The sequence below is a fragment of the Lysinibacillus sp. GJ-1 genome (assembly GCF_021166035.1).
Lineage (GTDB): Bacteria > Bacillota > Bacilli > Bacillales_A > Planococcaceae > Lysinibacillus > Lysinibacillus sphaericus.
This window is the reverse complement of record NZ_CP088912.1, coordinates 874,139-893,130: the sequence shown is the minus strand read 5'-3', so window position 1 is coordinate 893,130 and position 18,992 is coordinate 874,139. Positions and strand designations below refer to the sequence as shown.

General features: G+C 38.2%; 15 protein-coding genes and 2 pseudogenes. 3 read left to right on the top strand and 14 right to left on the bottom strand.

Going from position 1 to position 18,992, the window contains the following annotated elements:
* Positions 1-13 precede the first annotated feature (13 nt).
* From ctaG to cyoE, 6 genes and pseudogenes are all read right to left on the bottom strand, one after another.
* Positions 14-935, bottom strand: a pseudogene (gene ctaG / locus LO754_RS04080) (cytochrome c oxidase assembly factor CtaG).
* 327 nt (positions 936-1,262) lie between these two features.
* Positions 1,263-1,607 (bottom strand): cytochrome C oxidase subunit IV family protein, encoded by a 345-nt coding sequence (locus LO754_RS04075; RefSeq protein ID WP_024362173.1) that lies wholly within the window; start codon positions 1,605-1,607, stop codon positions 1,263-1,265.
* Position 1,608: 1 nt separating this feature from the next.
* Positions 1,609-2,235, bottom strand: a complete 627-nt coding sequence (locus tag LO754_RS04070) for a cytochrome c oxidase subunit 3 (RefSeq protein WP_024362174.1) — start codon at positions 2,233-2,235, stop codon at positions 1,609-1,611.
* The gene (gene ctaD, locus LO754_RS04065; protein ID WP_024362175.1) at positions 2,235-4,118 is read right to left on the bottom strand and encodes a cytochrome c oxidase subunit I; all 1,884 of its coding nucleotides are present in this window, start codon (positions 4,116-4,118) and stop codon (positions 2,235-2,237) included. Before ctaD ends, LO754_RS04070 begins: the two co-directional genes overlap by 1 nt.
* 39 nt (positions 4,119-4,157) lie before the next feature.
* Positions 4,158-5,246 carry a cytochrome c oxidase subunit II gene (gene coxB / locus LO754_RS04060; RefSeq protein WP_024362176.1) on the bottom strand — a complete coding sequence of 363 codons (1,089 nt, stop codon included), beginning with the start codon at positions 5,244-5,246 and terminating at the stop codon, positions 4,158-4,160.
* 98 nt (positions 5,247-5,344) lie between these two features.
* Positions 5,345-6,262 (bottom strand): heme o synthase, encoded by a 918-nt coding sequence (gene cyoE / locus LO754_RS04055; RefSeq protein ID WP_069510312.1) that lies wholly within the window; start codon positions 6,260-6,262, stop codon positions 5,345-5,347.
* 336 nt (positions 6,263-6,598) lie between these two features.
* Between cyoE and LO754_RS04050 the strand changes: the two genes are divergently transcribed.
* Entirely contained in the window at positions 6,599-7,522 is a 924-nt protein-coding gene (locus LO754_RS04050) for a COX15/CtaA family protein (protein ID WP_231785665.1), read from the top strand.
* A 379-nt stretch (positions 7,523-7,901) separates the two neighbouring features.
* Here the strand turns inward: LO754_RS04050 and pyc are convergent, their stop codons facing one another.
* The 3 genes and pseudogenes from pyc to LO754_RS04035 form a co-directional block, all read right to left on the bottom strand.
* Positions 7,902-11,336, bottom strand: coding sequence for a pyruvate carboxylase (gene pyc / locus LO754_RS04045; protein ID WP_231785664.1), 3,435 nt, complete (start codon positions 11,334-11,336; stop codon positions 7,902-7,904).
* Positions 11,337-11,347: 11 nt separating this feature from the next.
* Positions 11,348-12,529, bottom strand: a complete 1,182-nt coding sequence (locus LO754_RS04040; protein WP_231785663.1) for an FtsW/RodA/SpoVE family cell cycle protein — start codon at positions 12,527-12,529, stop codon at positions 11,348-11,350.
* A gap of 60 nt (positions 12,530-12,589) precedes the next feature.
* Positions 12,590-12,869: pseudogene (locus LO754_RS04035) on the bottom strand (Fpa/YlaN family protein).
* 182 nt (positions 12,870-13,051) lie between these two features.
* Between LO754_RS04035 and LO754_RS04030 the strand changes: the two are divergent.
* Together LO754_RS04030 and LO754_RS04025 are read left to right on the top strand one after the other, a co-directional pair.
* The gene (locus LO754_RS04030) at positions 13,052-13,552 is read left to right on the top strand and encodes a molybdopterin-binding protein (protein WP_024362182.1); all 501 of its coding nucleotides are present in this window, start codon (positions 13,052-13,054) and stop codon (positions 13,550-13,552) included.
* Between the two features lie 12 nt (positions 13,553-13,564).
* Positions 13,565-13,768, top strand: a complete 204-nt coding sequence (locus LO754_RS04025; RefSeq protein WP_231785662.1) for a YlaI family protein — start codon at positions 13,565-13,567, stop codon at positions 13,766-13,768.
* A gap of 96 nt (positions 13,769-13,864) precedes the next feature.
* On the opposite strand, the gene LO754_RS04020 is transcribed toward LO754_RS04025, so the two are convergent.
* From LO754_RS04020 to typA, 5 genes are all read right to left on the bottom strand, one after another.
* Complete coding sequence (locus LO754_RS04020) at positions 13,865-14,659, bottom strand: ABC transporter permease (RefSeq protein ID WP_231785661.1); 795 nt, start codon at positions 14,657-14,659, stop codon at positions 13,865-13,867.
* A complete protein-coding gene (locus tag LO754_RS04015; protein WP_024362185.1) occupies positions 14,652-15,419 on the bottom strand; it encodes an ABC transporter ATP-binding protein in 768 nt (255 codons plus the stop codon). Before LO754_RS04015 ends, LO754_RS04020 begins: the two co-directional genes overlap by 8 nt.
* Positions 15,420-16,412 (bottom strand): ABC transporter substrate-binding protein, encoded by a 993-nt coding sequence (locus LO754_RS04010; RefSeq protein WP_024362186.1) that lies wholly within the window; start codon positions 16,410-16,412, stop codon positions 15,420-15,422.
* Between the two features lie 255 nt (positions 16,413-16,667).
* A complete protein-coding gene (locus LO754_RS04005; protein ID WP_024362187.1) occupies positions 16,668-17,066 on the bottom strand; it encodes a YlaH-like family protein in 399 nt (132 codons plus the stop codon).
* 31 nt (positions 17,067-17,097) lie between these two features.
* A complete protein-coding gene (gene typA, locus LO754_RS04000) occupies positions 17,098-18,942 on the bottom strand; it encodes a translational GTPase TypA (protein ID WP_025218736.1) in 1,845 nt (614 codons plus the stop codon).
* Between the last annotated feature and the right edge of the window lie 50 nt (positions 18,943-18,992).

Here is an 18,992-nt window from a genome sequence, read left to right as displayed (position 1 = left end):
TATAAATTTCTTATTAAAGCTGATGTTGTTCTCTTTCCCATTTCTGTTGGTGTGCTTTTAATGCATCGGCAGTAATTTTATCAGGATCTTTTTGCTCAGAACGATACCATTTTGTAAAGATAGCCCCGATTAATACACCAAAAATAATTTCTTGCAATATTTTCATAAGCACTCCACCAAGTTGCTGATCCGCCACAGGCTTCATATCTGTAAATAGCTCTGGTCCAGATAATGATAAGCTAGATAAAGTGGAGCACACATAACTCCATTGCCTTTAACCATGCTTCACCACTCGTATACGTTTCATACATCGCATTCGGTGCGAAAATAATTAATGCACACGCAGGTGTAATTAAAACCGCATTGGCAATAATGTAAGCCAATTTATGCAAAGGTTTCATTTCAGAGCTATTTGGCATTTTTTGAATCAAAGGCCTGTACATTAACACAGCAGAAATAAATAATACAAAAGTATATGTACCATGTAACGTCTCGTTTAATTTAATGTAGTCTAAAACTGACGGTAAATGATAGAAAGAAAATAGACCAATAAAAACAAATATCGCAACCACTGGTAATGTTAACACTTTAAATAATGATTTGACAACTGGCGCTTCAATCGCAACTTTCCATACCCACCAAGGAATACCCTTAATAAGGAAAATTGGTACAAGTAATAAAAGAATAGCCATTTGCACCATATGCATCGTAAACATGATATGAGCCATAACATCTATTGGAGAGCCTTTTATAATATAAATCGTAATCATTGCCAATACGAAATAAATCGCTTCACCTTTTTTCAGCGGCTCACTGACTTTAAAATCTTTACGCCATTTCGTTGTCACTAAAAAATAGATTGCTGTTATAAAAACGAGAACCCCTATTAAATACGGGCTCCATAAAGCTTGGAAACCAAATATACTAAGTGGCATACTATTAGCGCTCCTTTACCTTATTTCAGCATACATTGCTAACACCTAAAGTGTAATGCACGCTAAAACATTCTACTTATTTTGGAAACAAACTTCTACAAACAAAGTTAAGCCTCTGGCACATGTCCTAGATTTAAAAAGCAGACACTATAAATAAAGACCTATTTATACCGAGACGTAATCAAAACTTCAGTACTCCCATTATAAAACGCTTACAGCTATACTGCAATGAACGAACGGTGAACAATTTACAAGCGATCAATTTCTGTTTATAAACGAAAAAAGCACGTCTCTGCAAATTGCAGAGAACATGCTCATTTTTGGTGATTACCACCAAATAATTGTTAAAAATGCTAAGAAGAATGTAAATGCGATTAATATTCCCATCCACATAAAGAATGCAATCACACCACCGAAGTGTGTTTTTTTGTCTTCTAAGTGCATGAAAGCATAAAGTTGTAGGACAACTTGAACGCTTGCAAGCAATAGTACAAATGGCGCTATAAAGTATTTAGAAAAACCAGCTGCAACAACAGCGAATGCGATAAATGTTAAGAAAATCATAATCGCAAAGTTGATTACTTGTTTACGCATATGAACGGCATTATGATGACGATCATATTCAAATTGAGCTTGAGACTTAGCAACTACAGGTGTATCATGTGATGACATATTATCCGATCACTCCCATCAAGTATACTGCTGTAAAGATAAATACCCAAACTACGTCAATAAAGTGCCAGTATAAGGCAGCCACGAAGAACTTAGGTGCATTATACAAGTTAAGACCACGTTTAGCGTTACGGATAAGTAAAGTTGTAATCCAAACTAACCCTAAAGATACGTGGAAACCGTGTGTACCTACTAGCGTATAGAACGCAGTTGCGAATGCAGATTGGTCAAATGTGAAACCAAGATGCACATAGTGTTGGAACTCATAAATTTCTAGGGCAAGGAAGCCAAGACCTAAAAGTAAAGTGATTGCTAACCAAGTTTGCATACCTTTGTAATTAAAATTACGCATATGGTAAATTGCATAAACTGAAGTTAGTGAAGATGTTAATAATAACATCGTCATAGCAAATGCTAACGGTAATTCAAATAAACCTTGTGTTGTGAACTCCATGCCAGCTGGCCCTTTGTTCTTAAGTGCTAAATAAGTAGCAAATAAACTTGCGAAAAGTACAACTTCACAGGCAAGGAAAATCCAGAATCCAACGATTTTATTTTTACCTTCCATCGTTGCTTGTTCAGGATGGTCTGGCCAAGTATGAGGAGTAAATTTAGTATTGTAATCCATTATTTATTTCCTCCTTTACCGTAAAGTTGTTCTTCAATTTCAAGAATGTCTTCTTTGTGTAGGTGGAAACCGTGATCGTCTTTAACAGAACGGACAATCATTGCACCAAATGTAATAGCAAGACCGATAATTAACACATAAATTGACCATGATTTATCAGCATCTGCATTATAAAGAGCACCGAATGCTGCGATAAATAAACCTAAAGAAATAACGAATGGAATTGCAGAGTTGTTTGGCATATGAATATCACCAATTGGCTCAGCAAATGTTACTTCTTTATTTCCTTCTTGCTTTTCAATCCACCATGGATCTAGACCACGAACAAGTGGTGTTTGACGGAAGTTGTAGAATGGAATTGGTTGTGGAATTGACCATTCTAAAGTACGACCGTCGCCCCATGGATCGCGACCTGCTGGTTTACCTTTGATAGACATTAAGCAGTTGATTACCATTAAGATAACCCCTACGCCCATCATCAATGCACCGATTGTAGAAATATAGTTGAACTGATCCCAACCTTGACCTTCCATGTAAGTGAATACGCGACGTGGCATACCCATTAAACCTAAGAAGTGTTGCACGAAGAATGTTAAATGGAATCCGATAAAGAATACCCAGAAAGTCAATTTACCAAGCGCTTCGTTTAACATACGGTTGAAGAAAATTGGCCAGTAGAAGTGCGCTGAACCGAATAAAGCCGTAACGATACCACCAACGATTACGTAGTGGAAGTGAGCAACGATAAAGTAAGAATCGTGTAATTGGTAGTCAAGTGGAGCAGATGCTTGCATTACCCCAGTAACACCACCCGCAACGAATGACGGGATGAAACCAAGTGCATATAGCATTGGTGTCGTAACTTTAATAGATCCGCCCCAAATAGTTAAGATCCAGTTGAATACTTTCATACCTGTTGGAACGGCGATTGCCATTGTTGCAACAGCGAAGATTGCGTTCGCAGTTGGCCCAAGACCAGTTGTGAACATGTGGTGAGCCCAAACCATGAAGCCTAGGAAACCAATTAAAATTGTTGCGAATACCATTGAAGAGTATCCGAATAGACGCTTACGAGAGAATGCTGGGATAATTTCCGAGAATAAACCGAAAGCTGGTAATACTAAAATATATACTTCTGGATGTCCGAAGATCCAGAATAAGTGTTCCCAAATTACTGTGTTACCACCCATTGTATGGTCAAAGAAGTTACCACCGAACATACGGTCAACTAACATCATTAATAAACCAATTGTTAATGGAGGGAATGCGAATAAGATTAATGCACTTGCTACTAATGTAGTCCAAGTGAATAATGGCATACGCATAAATGTCATACCTGGAGCACGCATTGTAATAATCGTAACGATAAAGTTAAGACCTGAAATTAACGTACCTGCCCCTGAAATTTGTAAACCAAGTACATAGAAGTCAATACCATGACCTGGAGAATATAAAGATAATGATGCATAAGATGTCCAGCCCGCATCAGGAGCGCCACCCATAAAGAATGACAGGTGAAGGAATACAGCACCTAGGAAGAACAACCAGAACCCTAACGAGTTAAGGAACGGGAATGCAACGTCACGTGCACCAATTTGTAATGGTACAAGCATGTTCATAAATGCGAATAGTAATGGAGTCGCAGCAAGGAATAACATTGTTGTTCCGTGCATCGTTAATAATTCATTGAAAAAACCAGCTGACACGAAATCGTTATTTGGTTTCATTAACTGAATACGCATTAATAACGCTTCAAAACCAGCGATAGCGAAGAACAATGTACCGGCTAATAAATACATTACAGCTAACTTTTTATGGTCAACAGTTGTAATGTAATCCCAGACAGCTGCTCCAAAGCCCTTTTTCTGTGTATATGAGCTCACAACTTTTACCTCCCTCAAAGTTTGTTACATAAACAAAAATTATTTCTCTACTGATAAGCCCATGATGTAAGTTGCAAGAGCTTGAATTTCTTCATCAGTTAAATCACCATAAACTGGTGCAGTACCTTCAGGATTCATCATTAAGTTACCTGGTTTGAATTCTCCTGGATTTTTAATCCATGCTTTTAAGCTTTCTTCATTATGGTCTAAGAAACCTGCAACTCGGTTACGGTCACCGAATGTAGTTAAGTTAGGACCAACGCCACCAGTACCGCCTACGCCAGATACAGCGTGACAAGCTAAACAGCTGTTAGCAAATGTTGCTTCACCTAAATCAGTTGAATCTTTAGAAGCAGTTTGTCCTTCAGTTGCTTTCATGTTTGCTACCCAAGCATCGAATGCTTCTGGGCTAACTGTTTTTACTTTAAAGTCCATTAGTGCGTGTGAAGGGCCACATAGCTCAGCACATTTACCATAGAATACGCCATCTTTAAGATCTGCTGATTCTTTATCAAATACTAAGTAGAATTTGTTTAAGTTTTCTACGTTCGTATCCATTTTACCGCCAATCGCGGGAATCCAGAATGAGTGCTTAACATCAGCAGCTTTTAAGTTAAAGTAAACTTTTTGACCTGTTGGTACAACTAATTCTTGAGCTGTTACAATCCCTTGGTTAGGATATTCGAACTCCCACCAGTATAATTTTGCAGTTACGTTTACTGTTAGAGCCGTTTTGTTACCTGCTTCATCTACTTCGTCCATTGCAGCAACATCTGCAAATTTATAAGTAGCTGTAACAACCGGTACAGATAAGATTAATAATAAAATAATAGGAATAACTGTCCAAATTACTTCAAGTGTGTGACTACCTTCTACTTGCTTAGGAATAACATTTTCGCCTACTTTTGAACGGCGGAACTTTAAGAATGCAAGTAAATAGATAACAGATACTACAACTATAACTAACGTCATAATTCCAGTAGCCAACAATAATAGGTTGAATTGTTCTTTACCTACTTGACCAGATGGTTTCAGTGCAGAAATATAATCTTCACCACAACCTGAAAGGAAAACCATCATCACTGCTAGAAGTGAAAAAAGACGCCACTTTTTAAGCCCTTTCATCATAGCTTAATTAAACCCCTCTTTCTTTGTTGTATTTTCATGTGTACCTAGGACATTGGTTCTGTCTATATGAATTCTTGTGAAAGAAAGAATCCCTAAATTTAGCTGAACACCGCAAATATTATAATTGCCACAAATAAGATCGTCATATGATTCAATGAGTAAATAAACATTTTATTTGCCCATTTCATATCATCTTTTGTGGTAAAGCCCTTTAAAGCTAGTATTAACCAGCCTAAGTTCAAAGTAGTCGCAAGCACTAAAAATCCAATTCCAAGCTCAGGTAATAGGAACGGTAACGGGAATAATAAAAGAATCCAGAAAAACATTGAGTACTTCGTTCGTTTAAAACCTTTCACTACTGGTAGCATTGGAATATTAGCTGCACGATATTCTTCAGTACGTTTCATAGCAAGCGCATAAAAATGCGGTGGTTGCCATGCAAACATAATAAGAAAGAGAGCAAGTGCTCCTGGGCCTAGTGCAGGTTCAACAGCTGCAAATCCAATTACAGGTGGAATCGCCCCCGAAATACTTCCGACTATCGTGTTACTAACATGCTTTCTTTTTGACCACATTGAATACAGAACAACATAAGCGAATATTCCTACTAGTCCCCACATGCCGGCTGCAAATGATGCCGTAAATAACAAAATTTCACCTACAATTAAAAATGAGAGGGCAATGGTCAATACAAAATTCGGCTTAAATCTACCTGTAACTGTCGGTCTTGACTTCGTTCGTTTCATAATGGGATCAATATCTTGGTCAATGAAATTATTCATTGCACCAGAACCGCCAATAATTAATGCCGCACCCAGCATGATACAAACGATGACATTAAGCTCTTGCAAGAAATGTCTACCAGTAAACTGAAATGCCAGCCACATCCCTGTAAACGTTGTGACAAGATTCGAGTTAACGATTCCAATTTTTATCAGAGCTAAGAAATCTTTTACAACAGATGTTGATTCTGGATCAGTGTTTCTAGTAGCCGATAACGTACGACCGTTTGACATGTTACCTCTCCTTTCATTTTTGTAAGCATATTCCGCTAACAATAACTATAGCGAAATTTGCGATTGATTTCTAGACGTTTAGTGAAATTTAGATGAAGTTGTAAAAATTAGCTTTGTCTAGAAATATAATTAAAAACAACATATCTATAGTAAAACATTTTCTAAAATGAATTGTGAAGGTTAAAGTACGAAATTATGAACAATTTGTGAAATGGAATCGACATCTATTACTCCCTTCTCTTTACAAGTTGTATTTTAATTGTATTTTAGATATCATCTAGTAGCAGAAACATTACTTTCATGTAATATTGATAGATAAAGTAGGTGACTCATTTTATGCAACATAACAGGTATATGAAGTGGTTTGCTGTTGCCGCTACACTGGGAATGCTCCTTATTTTACTTGGCGGGGCACTTGTTACAAAAACAGATAGTGGCTTGGGCTGTGGTCGAAACTGGCCAGATTGTAATGGTTCTCTTATCCCAAAAGAAATTACAACAGAAGTATTAATTGAATTCTCTCATCGTCTTGTTACAGGAGTCGTATCCATCTCAATTCTCGTTCTAACAATTTGGACATGGCGGAAACTTGGTCATATTCGTGAAGTAAAATTTTTAGGTTTTTTATCGATGTTCTTCTTAATTGCACAGGCACTTATTGGAGCAGCTCAAGTATTATGGGGACAAGGAGACTTCATTCTAGCTCTGCATTTTGGAATCTCGCTTATTTCTTTTGCAGCCGTTCTTCTTCTTTCTATGATTGTATTTGAAGTTGATCGAAAGTTTGATGCAGATAACGTATTTATTGGGAAAAAGCTACGTTGGCATACAATCGCTGTCACAATTTATTCTTATTTAGTCGTTTATACAGGGGCACTTGTTCGACATACAGATTCTAGTTTAGTATGTCCTGACTGGCCATTTTGCTACAATGAAACACCTTTTGCTCAACCAAACAATATGTACGAATGGGTTCAAATGGGACATCGACTGGCAGCTATCATTATTTTCATTTGGATTACATACATAACTTGGCACGCTATAAAAGAATACAAACAACAACGTGTTATTTATTATGGTTGGATTACTGCTTTCATCATCGTTATTCTACAAGTTTTAGCAGGTATGTTAGTAGTCCTTACTCGATTGAATTTAACAGTAGCTTTATTACACTCATTGTTCATTTCACTTTTATTCGGCCATCTTTGTTACATGATTATGCTCGTAGCACGTAGCAATTATAATGAAAAAAATAAATAACATTCGAAAAGGATTCGACACGTTGCTGTCGAATCTTTTTTATTTTCCATCACATCCTTCCTCCTGACCTCAAAATAATGCGTGCCTTTAATTTTTGCGAAGAAACAACTGAATTATATTATTTTTTTGATGTCTTCGTGGTTAAAGAATAGGCCACCTTCAGCAATAAAACGGTAGATAATTGCAACCTATTTGTGGCTAAGTCAGTGCAATGGCTAAAGACGTTGAATGTCTAGAAAGAAAGTGGGCTTTAATGCTCTTTTCAAACCATCTGTTATGAAAATGGATTTATAACATACCTTAAGCACTTTCTACTATTAAGAAAAAAGGTTATTAGTGCGCTACAATATAGCTACTAATAACCTTTTTTTATCGTTAATTATTCAATTTCAATTAATAAATCACCTGTTGAAATGGCATCTCCTGCACTTGCGTATACCTCTTTCACTATACCATCCTTTGGTGCCTGTACAGTTGTTTCCATTTTCATGGCTTCGGTAATTAACAAGTGGTCACCACGTTTGACAGGGCTGCCTTTAGATACAACGACTTTTAATACAGTCCCTGGCATTGTTGCCCCAATTTGGTTCGGATTGCTTGGGTCTGCCTTGAGAGCTATGCTGCCATCCACTTCTACCGTCATATCTTGAATGACAAGCTCGCGCGATTGACCATTTAATTCAAAGTAAATAACACGTGTACCATCATGCTGTGGTTCACCAATCGATACCAGTTTAATAATTAACGTTTTGCCTTTTTCGATTTCTACTTCAATTTCTTCGCCTAGCTTTAAGCCATATAAAAACGTTGGCGTATCTAGCACTGAAATATTACCGAAGGACTCTAGCGTTTTCGCATACTCTTCAAATACTTTTGGGTAAAGTGCATAAGCGAGTATATCTTTCTTCGTAACAGGACGATTTAATTTATCCGCCAATACTTCCTCTAGCTGTTCAAAGTTAACAGGCTCTAACAGTTCACCTGGTCGAACAGTAATTGGTTCACGCTCTTTCAATACCACTTTCTGAAGTTCCGCTGGGAAGCCCCCATGTGGTTGCCCTAAATAACCTTGGAAAAATTCAATAACGGAATCAGGGAAATCAATTGTTCTCCCTCTCGTTATAACGGTTTCTTCATTTAATTCGTTTTGCACCATAAATAATGCCATATCACCGACTACTTTAGATGACGGTGTCACTTTCACAATGTCTCCAAATAATAGGTTGACACGTGAATACATGCGTTTTACTTCATCCCAGCGATCGCCTAATCCGACAGCCTTTGCTTGTTGTTGTAAGTTGCTGTATTGACCACCCGGCATCTCATGGACGTAAATTTCAGAATGAGGGCTAATCATGCCACTTTCGAAATCTTTATAGTATTTACGCACATCTTCCCAGTAATAAGAAAGCTTTTCAAGCGATTCAATCTCTGCACGAATTTCACGTTTACTACCTTTCATCGCATAATATAAAGAGTTAGCACTTGGCTGTGATGTTAAACCTGCCATTGCACCGAGTGCAGTATCTAAAATATCTACCCCTGCCTCGATTGCTTTTGCATATAAATAAATCCCATTGCCACTTGTATCATGCGTGTGCAAATGAATTGGTAGGCTTGTCGCCTCTTTAAGCTCCGATATTAAGCGGTAAGCAGCTTCCGGCTTTAACAACCCAGCCATATCCTTAATCGCTAAAATATGGGCTCCTGACGCCTCTAGCGACTTCGCCATATCTTTGTAATACTGCACGGAGTATTTTGCACGTCCGTCATCTAAAATATCACCTGTGTAGCAAATCGCAGCCTCTGCAATTTTCCCTGCATCTCTTGCTGCATCAATGGCAACTTCCATCCCTTTAACCCAGTTTAAGCTATCGAAAATACGGAAGACATCAATACCCGATGCAGCCGACTCAGCAATAAACGCACGAATTAAATTATCGGGATAGTTCGTGTAGCCTACAGCATTCGCCCCACGCAATAGCATTTGGAACAGCACATTCGGTATTTGCTCACGTAGCTTAGCTAAGCGTTCCCATGGATCTTCCTTTAAAAAACGATACGCTACATCAAACGTTGCGCCACCCCACATTTCTAAAGAGAAGAAATTATGCATCATACGTGCTGTTTCATCTGCAATTTGATACATATCTTGTGAACGCACACGCGTAGCTAATAAGGATTGATGTGCATCACGGAACGTTGTATCTGTTAATAACACATCATCTTGTTGTAAAATCCACTGCACTAAACCGTTTGCACCTTGCTCATCTAAAATTTGCTTTGTACCCGATAACGGCCGCCCATTCAAATCCACAAGTGGCTTAATAGGCTGTGAGAAAATTGGCTTGGCCTTGTTTTTCACCCCTGGGAAACCATTTAGCGTCACATTACCGATATAACTTAACAGCTTTGTCCCGCGGTCTTGTCGCACAGGGAAATTGAATAATTCAGGCGTTGTATCAATAAAGCTCGTGTCAAACGAACCTTCTAAGAAATTTTTATGCGTTACTACATTATTTAAAAATGGAATATTCGTTTTTACCCCGCGAATACGGAATTCTTTTAAGTTACGGTCCATTTTCGCAGCCGCTTCTTTAAAAGTCATACCTGATGTTGAAATTTTCACAAGCAATGAATCATAATACGGTGTAACAACGGCACCTTGGAATCCGTTCCCTGCATCTAAACGAACGCCAAAGCCACCACTTGAACGATATACCATTAACTTCCCTGTATCTGGCATAAAATCATTCGCTGGATCTTCAGTTGTTACACGTGCTTGAATCGCATAACCAATCATCGGAATATTCGCTTGTTCCGGTATGTGTATTTCTTCGCTATGCAAGCTGTAGCCTGCCGCTACCTTAATTTGCGCATGTACGATATCAATACCTGTAATCATTTCCGTAATTGTATGCTCTACTTGAATTCGAGGGTTTACCTCGATGAAATAAAAGTCATCGCCCGCAACTAAAAATTCAACTGTCCCTGCATTTATGTACGAGACATTTTTCATTATTTGAACTGCTGCATCACAAATTCTATTTCTTAAATTTTCTGAAATCGAATTCGATGGCGCAATCTCTACAACCTTTTGATGGCGACGTTGAATCGAACAATCGCGCTCATATAAATGCACAATATTGCCCATTTTATCGCCTATAATTTGAACTTCAATATGTTTTGGGTGAAGTATGCATTTTTCTACATACACTTCATCAGACCCAAAGGCTGCTTTTGCCTCTGATTTGGCACGTTCATAAGCAGATGCTACATCGTCCTTTGTTTGCACGACACGCATGCCGCGCCCACCGCCACCTAAAGAAGCTTTAATCATAAGCGGGTATCCGTATTGTTCACCAAAAGCTTGTACTTCTTCTACTGAAGCAACTGGACCATCAGTACCCGGAATAACAGGAATATCTGCGTTAATAGCTTGTTCACGCGCTTTTACCTTATCGCCAAACATATCTAAATGTTGTGAAGTTGGACCAATAAATAAAATGCCCTCTTCCTCACAACGACGTGCAAATTCCACGTTTTCTGATAAAAAACCATACCCTGGATGAATCGCATCAACGCCTGCATCTTTAGCGATTGCAATGATGCCTTCAATATCTAAATACGCATCGATTGGTTTCTTGCCTGCCCCTACTAAATAAGCTTCATCCGCTTTAAAGCGATGGAATGCTCCACTATCCTCACGTGAATAAATAGCGACTGTGTGAATGTTGAGCTCCGTACACGCACGGAAAATTCGAATTGCAATTTCTCCCCGATTGGCTACAAGGATTTTGTTGATTGATTCCATAGGTATCCCCCTTATGTTTGTGATTTCCTTCTTTCTACCTTTTCGAACATGGAAACATTAATCAATATCCCCATAGCTAAAGATAGCAAAATTATAGATGTCCCGCCGTAACTAATGAAAGGCAACGTGACACCGGTTAACGGGATTAACCCGGTTACACCCCCAAGATTAATAAACGATTGCCAGGCAATCCAGCTCGCAATCCCAGCAGCAATCATACGTGCTAGTGGATCTTTTGTTCGCAATGCAATGGAAAAACCTTTATATACAATAAATCCTAAACCACCTAAGACGATTAGAACTCCCCAAACGCCAAGTTCCTCCATTACAATCGCCATAATAAAATCGGTTTGTGGCTCAGGCAAATAACCTAATTTTTGAATAGATTGACCGAGTCCTCTACCTTCTAGACCGCCACCGCCAATTGCATAATAACTATTGACAACTTGGTGACCTACTCCATTTTCAAATTCAAATGGATTAAAATAAGATTCGATACGTCCTTTACGGTTCCCTTTTAATAATTCACCTTTAAATAGCCAGAGCATGCCTAGAATAGCTGTACCAAATGCACCTAACACACCAAAAAACTTCCAAAACGTTTTAAAAGGAATACCACTTGCTGCGACCACAGATACAGCGATACCGCATAAAATAATAACTGCCCCTAAATCTGTTTCAAAGGCTACACCAGCTACAACAAGTATCCAAAGGAAAATTGGATAAAAAATCTCTGTTGGCTGAAGCTTTTCAAATGTATACTTTTGAGATTTCCGATAAAATGCTGCTGCAAAATATAAAATTATAAATAGTTTCGAATATTCGGAAGGCTGAAAATTCCCTATTCCTGGTACACTAATCCAACTTTGAGAGCCTACATCGTCTGCCCCGTTACCAGCTACTTTTACCCAAGTAAAAAGCACAATTAACACAATCGTCAGTAACAACATAATATTCTTATTTGCATAATGCTTATAAGGGAAAAATGCTGCGGCCACAAATCCTAAAGACGCGACTGCTAAGTTAGTAAGTTGTTTTTGATAAAAATAATCAGGCGCTTGTTCTTCGTGGACGATTGCCACCATTATACTTGAGCTATAAATCATTACTAAGCCAAATAAACTTAACAACAAAAACGTAAAAAATAATGGGTAATCAAAATTTTGAGCATATCGTTTTAAGTATTGTTTCATTGGAAAACCTCGTTCTAGAAAAAAAACTCAAATCGCAAGCAGCGTTTGAGTTTTTTCTTTTTATTTGTCTGTATACGCGTCATGTAGTACAGAAAGTTCCTTCTCGAGTGAATCGAGAATGGTATGCCTTTTCGCGTTCAATAAGTCCAAGCTTCACAGCAAAGTCAATTTCACGTGAAAGGCCGAACATTTGTGTATCTAATACTTCTTCATATAAAGGGCATTGTGGCATCGTTAAATGATCCATTTGTACTCGAATGAGGCGAGCAATTTTATCTGCATCAGCAACTAAAAGCTCCAAAGCCTTCTCTTGAAAGGAAGTTTGTGATTTCGTATCCATGAGGACGCCCCCATTATCTGATATTTCTTCGATTCTATCTTAATAAAGTTTATCTTTTAGTCGCTAAAAATGCAAGTGTCTTCGTCGGAAAATAAACAATCCGAATTATATTTCTTTATTATCTCCTTGCATTAGCGTTATACTAATTCATGGATATACAAGATTTGAGGAGGATTTCTATTATGGAAACAATTATTCCTATTAAGGGTGCAGTTTCGTATCAACTAACATTAGATCCAACGGTTTGGATTTTTGACGATCGTAAATTAGACTTAAATACGTACTTCCAGGCAAGTGCAGTAGAGGAAGATGCGGATACAAAATATATGCGCGAAGTCGGTGCTCACTGGTCACGTGAAATCATGGAAGGTGCTACTTTCCCACCAACATTAAAATCAGAACGAAAATTCGACCGCAAAGGGATGGAAACGGGCACTTTCGGTATCGAATTAAGTCACTTCTTGAAAAATGCTGAAGTTAAACCCGAAGCGACAACAATCGTCATTGAATGCAAAAACGGGGAAGAACATGCATTTACAATTGAAGAAGCACAGACATTAATTTTTAAATACAGTCAGGATGGCAAACCTTTAACCGAAGATGGACCCGTTCATGTATTATTTGGAGACGGCTCCAATGTAGACAGCCCTATTAAAAATGTGTTAGCCATTCGTGCGGAATAGGGAGGGAATGCGATGCGCGTAAAATGTGTCATTTGCGATACTATTAACCAGTTAGATGATGATTTACCGTTAGCAAAAAAACTGCGTAATCGTCCGATTCATACGTATATGTGCGACACATGCCATGATCGAATTAAGGAAAATACGATGGCACGTATTGAAACGGGAAATTTCCGCTTTTACCGTACCTCACCACAAATGGACAAAGAATTTTAAGTGCCAGGCACTCATACAATTTAAAAAGCGCTCGCTCTAGCAGATTTAACAGTACAAAACGCAAAACCCTATTCATACAGGTTTTGCGTTTTTTACTTAGCCATTATTTTTGATAATCACTTTTTCCAGCAATTCGACAACTTGATACATAATTGTCGCGAAGAAAGCGATAATGAGCAGTGACATAAGGACAAGATTAAAGTTAAATACTTGGAAGCCATAAATAATTAAATAACCAAGCCCCTTTGAAGCAACTAAAAACTCACCAACAATCACACCAACCCATGACAAACCAACATTCACTTTCAAAGTCGAAATAATAGTTGGAAAAGAAGCAGGCAAAATTACCTCTTTGAAAGTTTGCCAACGAGTTGCACCAAAAGTTTGTAACACTTTACTGTAATTGGGATCCACACCTTTAAAAGCGGTGTACACAACAATGGTAGTAATGATGATAGATATCAGAGCACCCATTGCAATAATCGAAAAATAACCTGGTCCAAGTGCAACGATTAAAATCGGCTCTAACGCCACTTTTGGCATAGCATTTAATATTACTAAATACGGATCTAAAATTTTGGATAACATCGGAGACCACCAGAGGACAGTTGCAATCAAGGTCCCTAATAATGTTCCAGCAATAAAGCCGATAATCGTCTCCATTAACGTCACACCAACATGTAATGTGAGTGTGCCGTCGCTTACTTTTTCAATAAACGTTTGCCATACATAGGTTGGTGAGCTAAAGATTAAACGGTCAATCCATTCAAGCCTCGAGAGCAGCTCCCACCCCCCAAAAAAGACCAGTAAAATAATGATTTGATATAGACGAACGAAGCGCTTTTCCTTCTTTAGCAATTGTTGATATTGTTTAAACAATGTATTATCCAAGACTCTCCAGCTCCTTCCAAATCGTTTGGAATACATCTGAATAAGCTGGATGTTGCCTTACATCGAACGGAGATAATTGTTGTAACTCAGAAGGTATTTCAAACACTTTGTGTAACATGCCTGGATTAGCCGAGAAAAGAAATACCCTTTCACTCATAGCGATTGCCTCACCAATATCATGTGTGACAAGAATCGCCGTTTTCTGATAGGTCTTTAATGTTTCGACAACTAAATCTTCAAGCTTTAACTTAGATTGATAATCGAGCGCTGAAAATGGTTCATCTAGCAATAATATTTTCGGATTAACCGCTAAAGTCCTTGCAAGTGCTACGCGTTGACGCATTCCTCCGGATAACTCTCTCGGATAATAACTTCCGACATGTGGCAAACCAATTTCATGTAAGAGCGCATTGGCCGTTACTTTATGCGTTTTATTATCCCGCTGCATGATTTTTAAACCAATGGTGACATTGTCCTCAATCGTTTTCCACGGGAATAGATAATCTTGTTGAAGCATGTAGCCGATAAGTGCCTGATTATGTGGCGCAATAATTTCGCCATCAATAAAAACCTTGCCTTCCGTTGCAGGAAATAACCCAGCAATAATGGACAAGAGTGTGGTTTTTCCACAGCCACTTGGCCCTATAAAAGAAACAAACTCCCCTTCACGAATATCTAGATTAATATCTTTTAAAACTTCCTTTGCCTGCGTACTAGAAAAATAACTATGGTGAATATGATCTAGTTTTAAAAATTCCATTTACTCTGCAGCCTTTTTTGCAAACTTTGTATTCACAAGCTCTTCATATTTTACTCGTTGAGGAAGTTCACCTGCTTCCTCCATAATTGTTTGTAAGTTATCCCACTCTTCTTCATCCAAAATTGGATCTGTTGCATAAGAGCCTTGTGATTTATAACGTTCGACCACCGTCTCAATTAACGCTACATCAACATTTTCAAAATACGGCTGAATTATTTTTGCCACTTCTGCCGCACTTTTCTCTTGTACAAAATCTTGTGCTCGCTTCAGCGCATTAGTAAATCCTTGCACCGTTTTAGCATCATCCTTTAAGTAGCTACTTTTTGCCATAAAGGACGTGTATGGTAAATGGCCTGATTCAGTGCCAAATGAAGCAACAATATAACCTTTCCCTTCTTTTTCAAACACACTCGCTGTCGGTTCAAACAACTGAACATAATCTCCTGTTCCTGAAGCAAAGGCTGTAGCGATATTGGCAAAATCAATATTTTGAATAAGTGTTACATCTTTTGTAGGATCAATGCCATGCTTTTTCAAGACAAACTCCCCAGCCATTTGTGGCATTCCACCTTTACGTTGCCCTAAAAATGTTGATCCTTTTACATCTTCCCATGAAAAATTATCCATCTTTTCACGGGCTACTAAAAATGTACCATCTGTTTGTGTTAATTGTGCAAAGTTTTGAATCGGATCGTTCGCACCTTGAGCTGTTACATAAATGGATGTTTCTGAGCCAACTAAGGCAATATCGATGCCATCTGAAAGTAACGCTGTCATCGTTTTATCGCCACCGGCAATCGTTTGTAGCTCAACAGAAAGTCCTTCCTCTTCAAAAAAACCTTTTTCAAGCGCTACATATTGCGGAGCATAGAAAATCGAGCGCGTCACTTCTCCGACCTTTACTTTTTCTAGCTCCGCTTTATTACACGCTGCCAATGAAAGGAGCAACAAAGCAATACTACTAAATAACAAACCTTTTTTAAGCCAACGCATTCCATTTCCTCCTTGATTGATAAATAGCCTATCGAGACTAACTTATTCACGTTAGAAGATTTAGGTGCCAACCATTTTGTCATATGTCATTCAATTGATTGAACATAGATGCACAGCCATTCTTACATAGGTAGATTGCCTAAGACGTAAAAATTTTCTCTATCAAAGAAAAAAAGTCCTAGCAAATAAATGCTAAGACTTTTTTATGCCCTTAAAACTTAAGGTAAGTTTTATGGTAAAGGAGCCAAGCTACTATCATTGATTGGCAGCTTGTTGCTCTTCTCTTTTTTCTCGCCACATACGTGTTTTGTATACAATCAAAATTAACGCCGCTACGATGAGGCCTTCAATCATAGGTAGGAATAACGCGAAAAATGTCAACATAATACACCCCAAAAATAGGAACACATAAATGACAATATTTTGAGATAGCTTTAACTTTTTTGCAAAGCCTAATTTATAGACAATTGCAGAAAGTACAAAGACAAGAAGAAATACAACATAGCCTGCAACTTCATAGCTTGGTAAATTTTCATATAGAAATCTTGTAATACCAGCCATTCTCCCATAAACCTTTGTTGTTTCCTCTGCATTTGTTGATGCAGCAACTTGAATAACATTTAGTTCACCCAATAAAGCGGACTTTATATCCAAGACTCCCTCTCCCTTTCATATCAGCGGAAAATTATTGTTCAGCGTTTTTTAATTTTTTCGCTGCTTTCTCACGTTCGTTTTTATCTAGAATTTTTTTACGAAGGCGAATTGATTCAGGTGTGATTTCTAAGTACTCATCATCCCCTAAGTATTCAAGCGCTTCTTCTAGAGATAAAATACGTGGTTTTTTAATAACATTCGTTTGGTCTTTATTTGCTGAACGGATGTTTGTTTTTTGTTTCATTTTTGTAATATTTACAGTGATATCAGCGTCACGAGTATTTTCGCCAACAATCATACCTTCGTAAATGTCTGTACCTGGCTCCAAGAATAGTGTACCACGGTCTTCAATCTGCATCATACCATAAGTTGTTGATTTACCAGTTTCCATTGAAACGAGTACACCTTGGTGACGACCACCAATTTTCCCTGGTAATAATGGTTGGTAGCAATCAAACGTATGGTTGATAATACCGAAACCTTTTGTCATCGACATAAATTCAGTTGTATAACCGATTAATCCACGAGCTGGTACTAAGAACGTTAAACGCACTTGACCACTGCCGTTGTTCACCATATCAAGCATTTCACCTTTACGAGTACCAATAGATTCAATAATAGAACCAACATTTTCTTCAGGTACATCGATTTGAACACGTTCGAATGGTTCACATTTAACACCATCGATTTCACGCACGATTACTTGTGGTTTTGATACTTGTAATTCAAAACCTTCACGACGCATATTTTCAATCAGGATTGATAAGTGAAGCTCACCACGACCTGAAACTGTCCAAGCATCTGGAGAATCAGTATCTTCAACGCGTAAAGATACGTCTGTTTGTAATTGAGCACGTAAACGCTCTTCTACTTTACGAGAAGTAACCCATTTCCCTTCACGACCTGCAAATGGAGAATTGTTTACTAAGAAAGTCATTTGTAAAGTTGGCTCATCGATACGTAAAGGCGTAAGCGCTTCTTGATGTTCAACAGGGCAAACTGTTTCTCCTACGTTGATATCTTCCATACCAGAAACGGCGATTAAGTCACCAGCTTTTGCTGTCTCAACTTCTTCACGTTTTAAGCCGAAGAAACCAAAGATTTTTGTTACACGGAAGTTTTTCACTGTACCGTCTAATTTCATCAGAGCAACTTGTTGACCTACTGAAATTGTTCCACGGAATACGCGACCAATTCCGATACGTCCAACGAAGTCATTATAGTCAAGTAATGCTACTTGGAATTGTAATGGTTCTTCTGAGTTATCAACTGGTGCTGGGATAGCTTCAATAATTTTTTCAAATAGACATTTCATATTTTCTTCTTGTTTAGATGGATCAGCGTCTAAAGAAGCCGTACCATTTACACCTGAAGCATACACAACAGGGAAGTCTAATTGATCGTCATCTGCACCTAACTCGATGAATAACTCTAATACTTCATCTACTACTTCAAGTGGACGAGCTGAGTCTTTATCTACTTTGTTCACTACTACAATCGGTGTTAACTTTTGTTCTAACGCTTTTTTCAGTACGAAGCGTGTTTGCGGCATACAACCCTCATACGCATCGACAACTAGTAAAACGCCATCTACCATTTTTAAAATACGTTCTACCTCACCACCAAAGTCGGCGTGTCCAGGCGTATCAAGGATGTTGATACGAGTTCCGTTATAGTTGACAGCAGTATTTTTTGCTAATATTGTAATACCACGTTCACGTTCGATATCGTTAGAGTCCATTGCACGTTCTTCAACACGTTCGTTTGAACGGAATGTACCAGATTGTTTTAATAATTGGTCGACTAAGGTAGTTTTACCATGGTCAACGTGGGCGATAATTGCGATATTGCGAAGATCTTGACGTAAGTTTGTCATTATTCCACTCCATATTCTTTTTTCGAATGTTTAACTGTGATATTATAGCA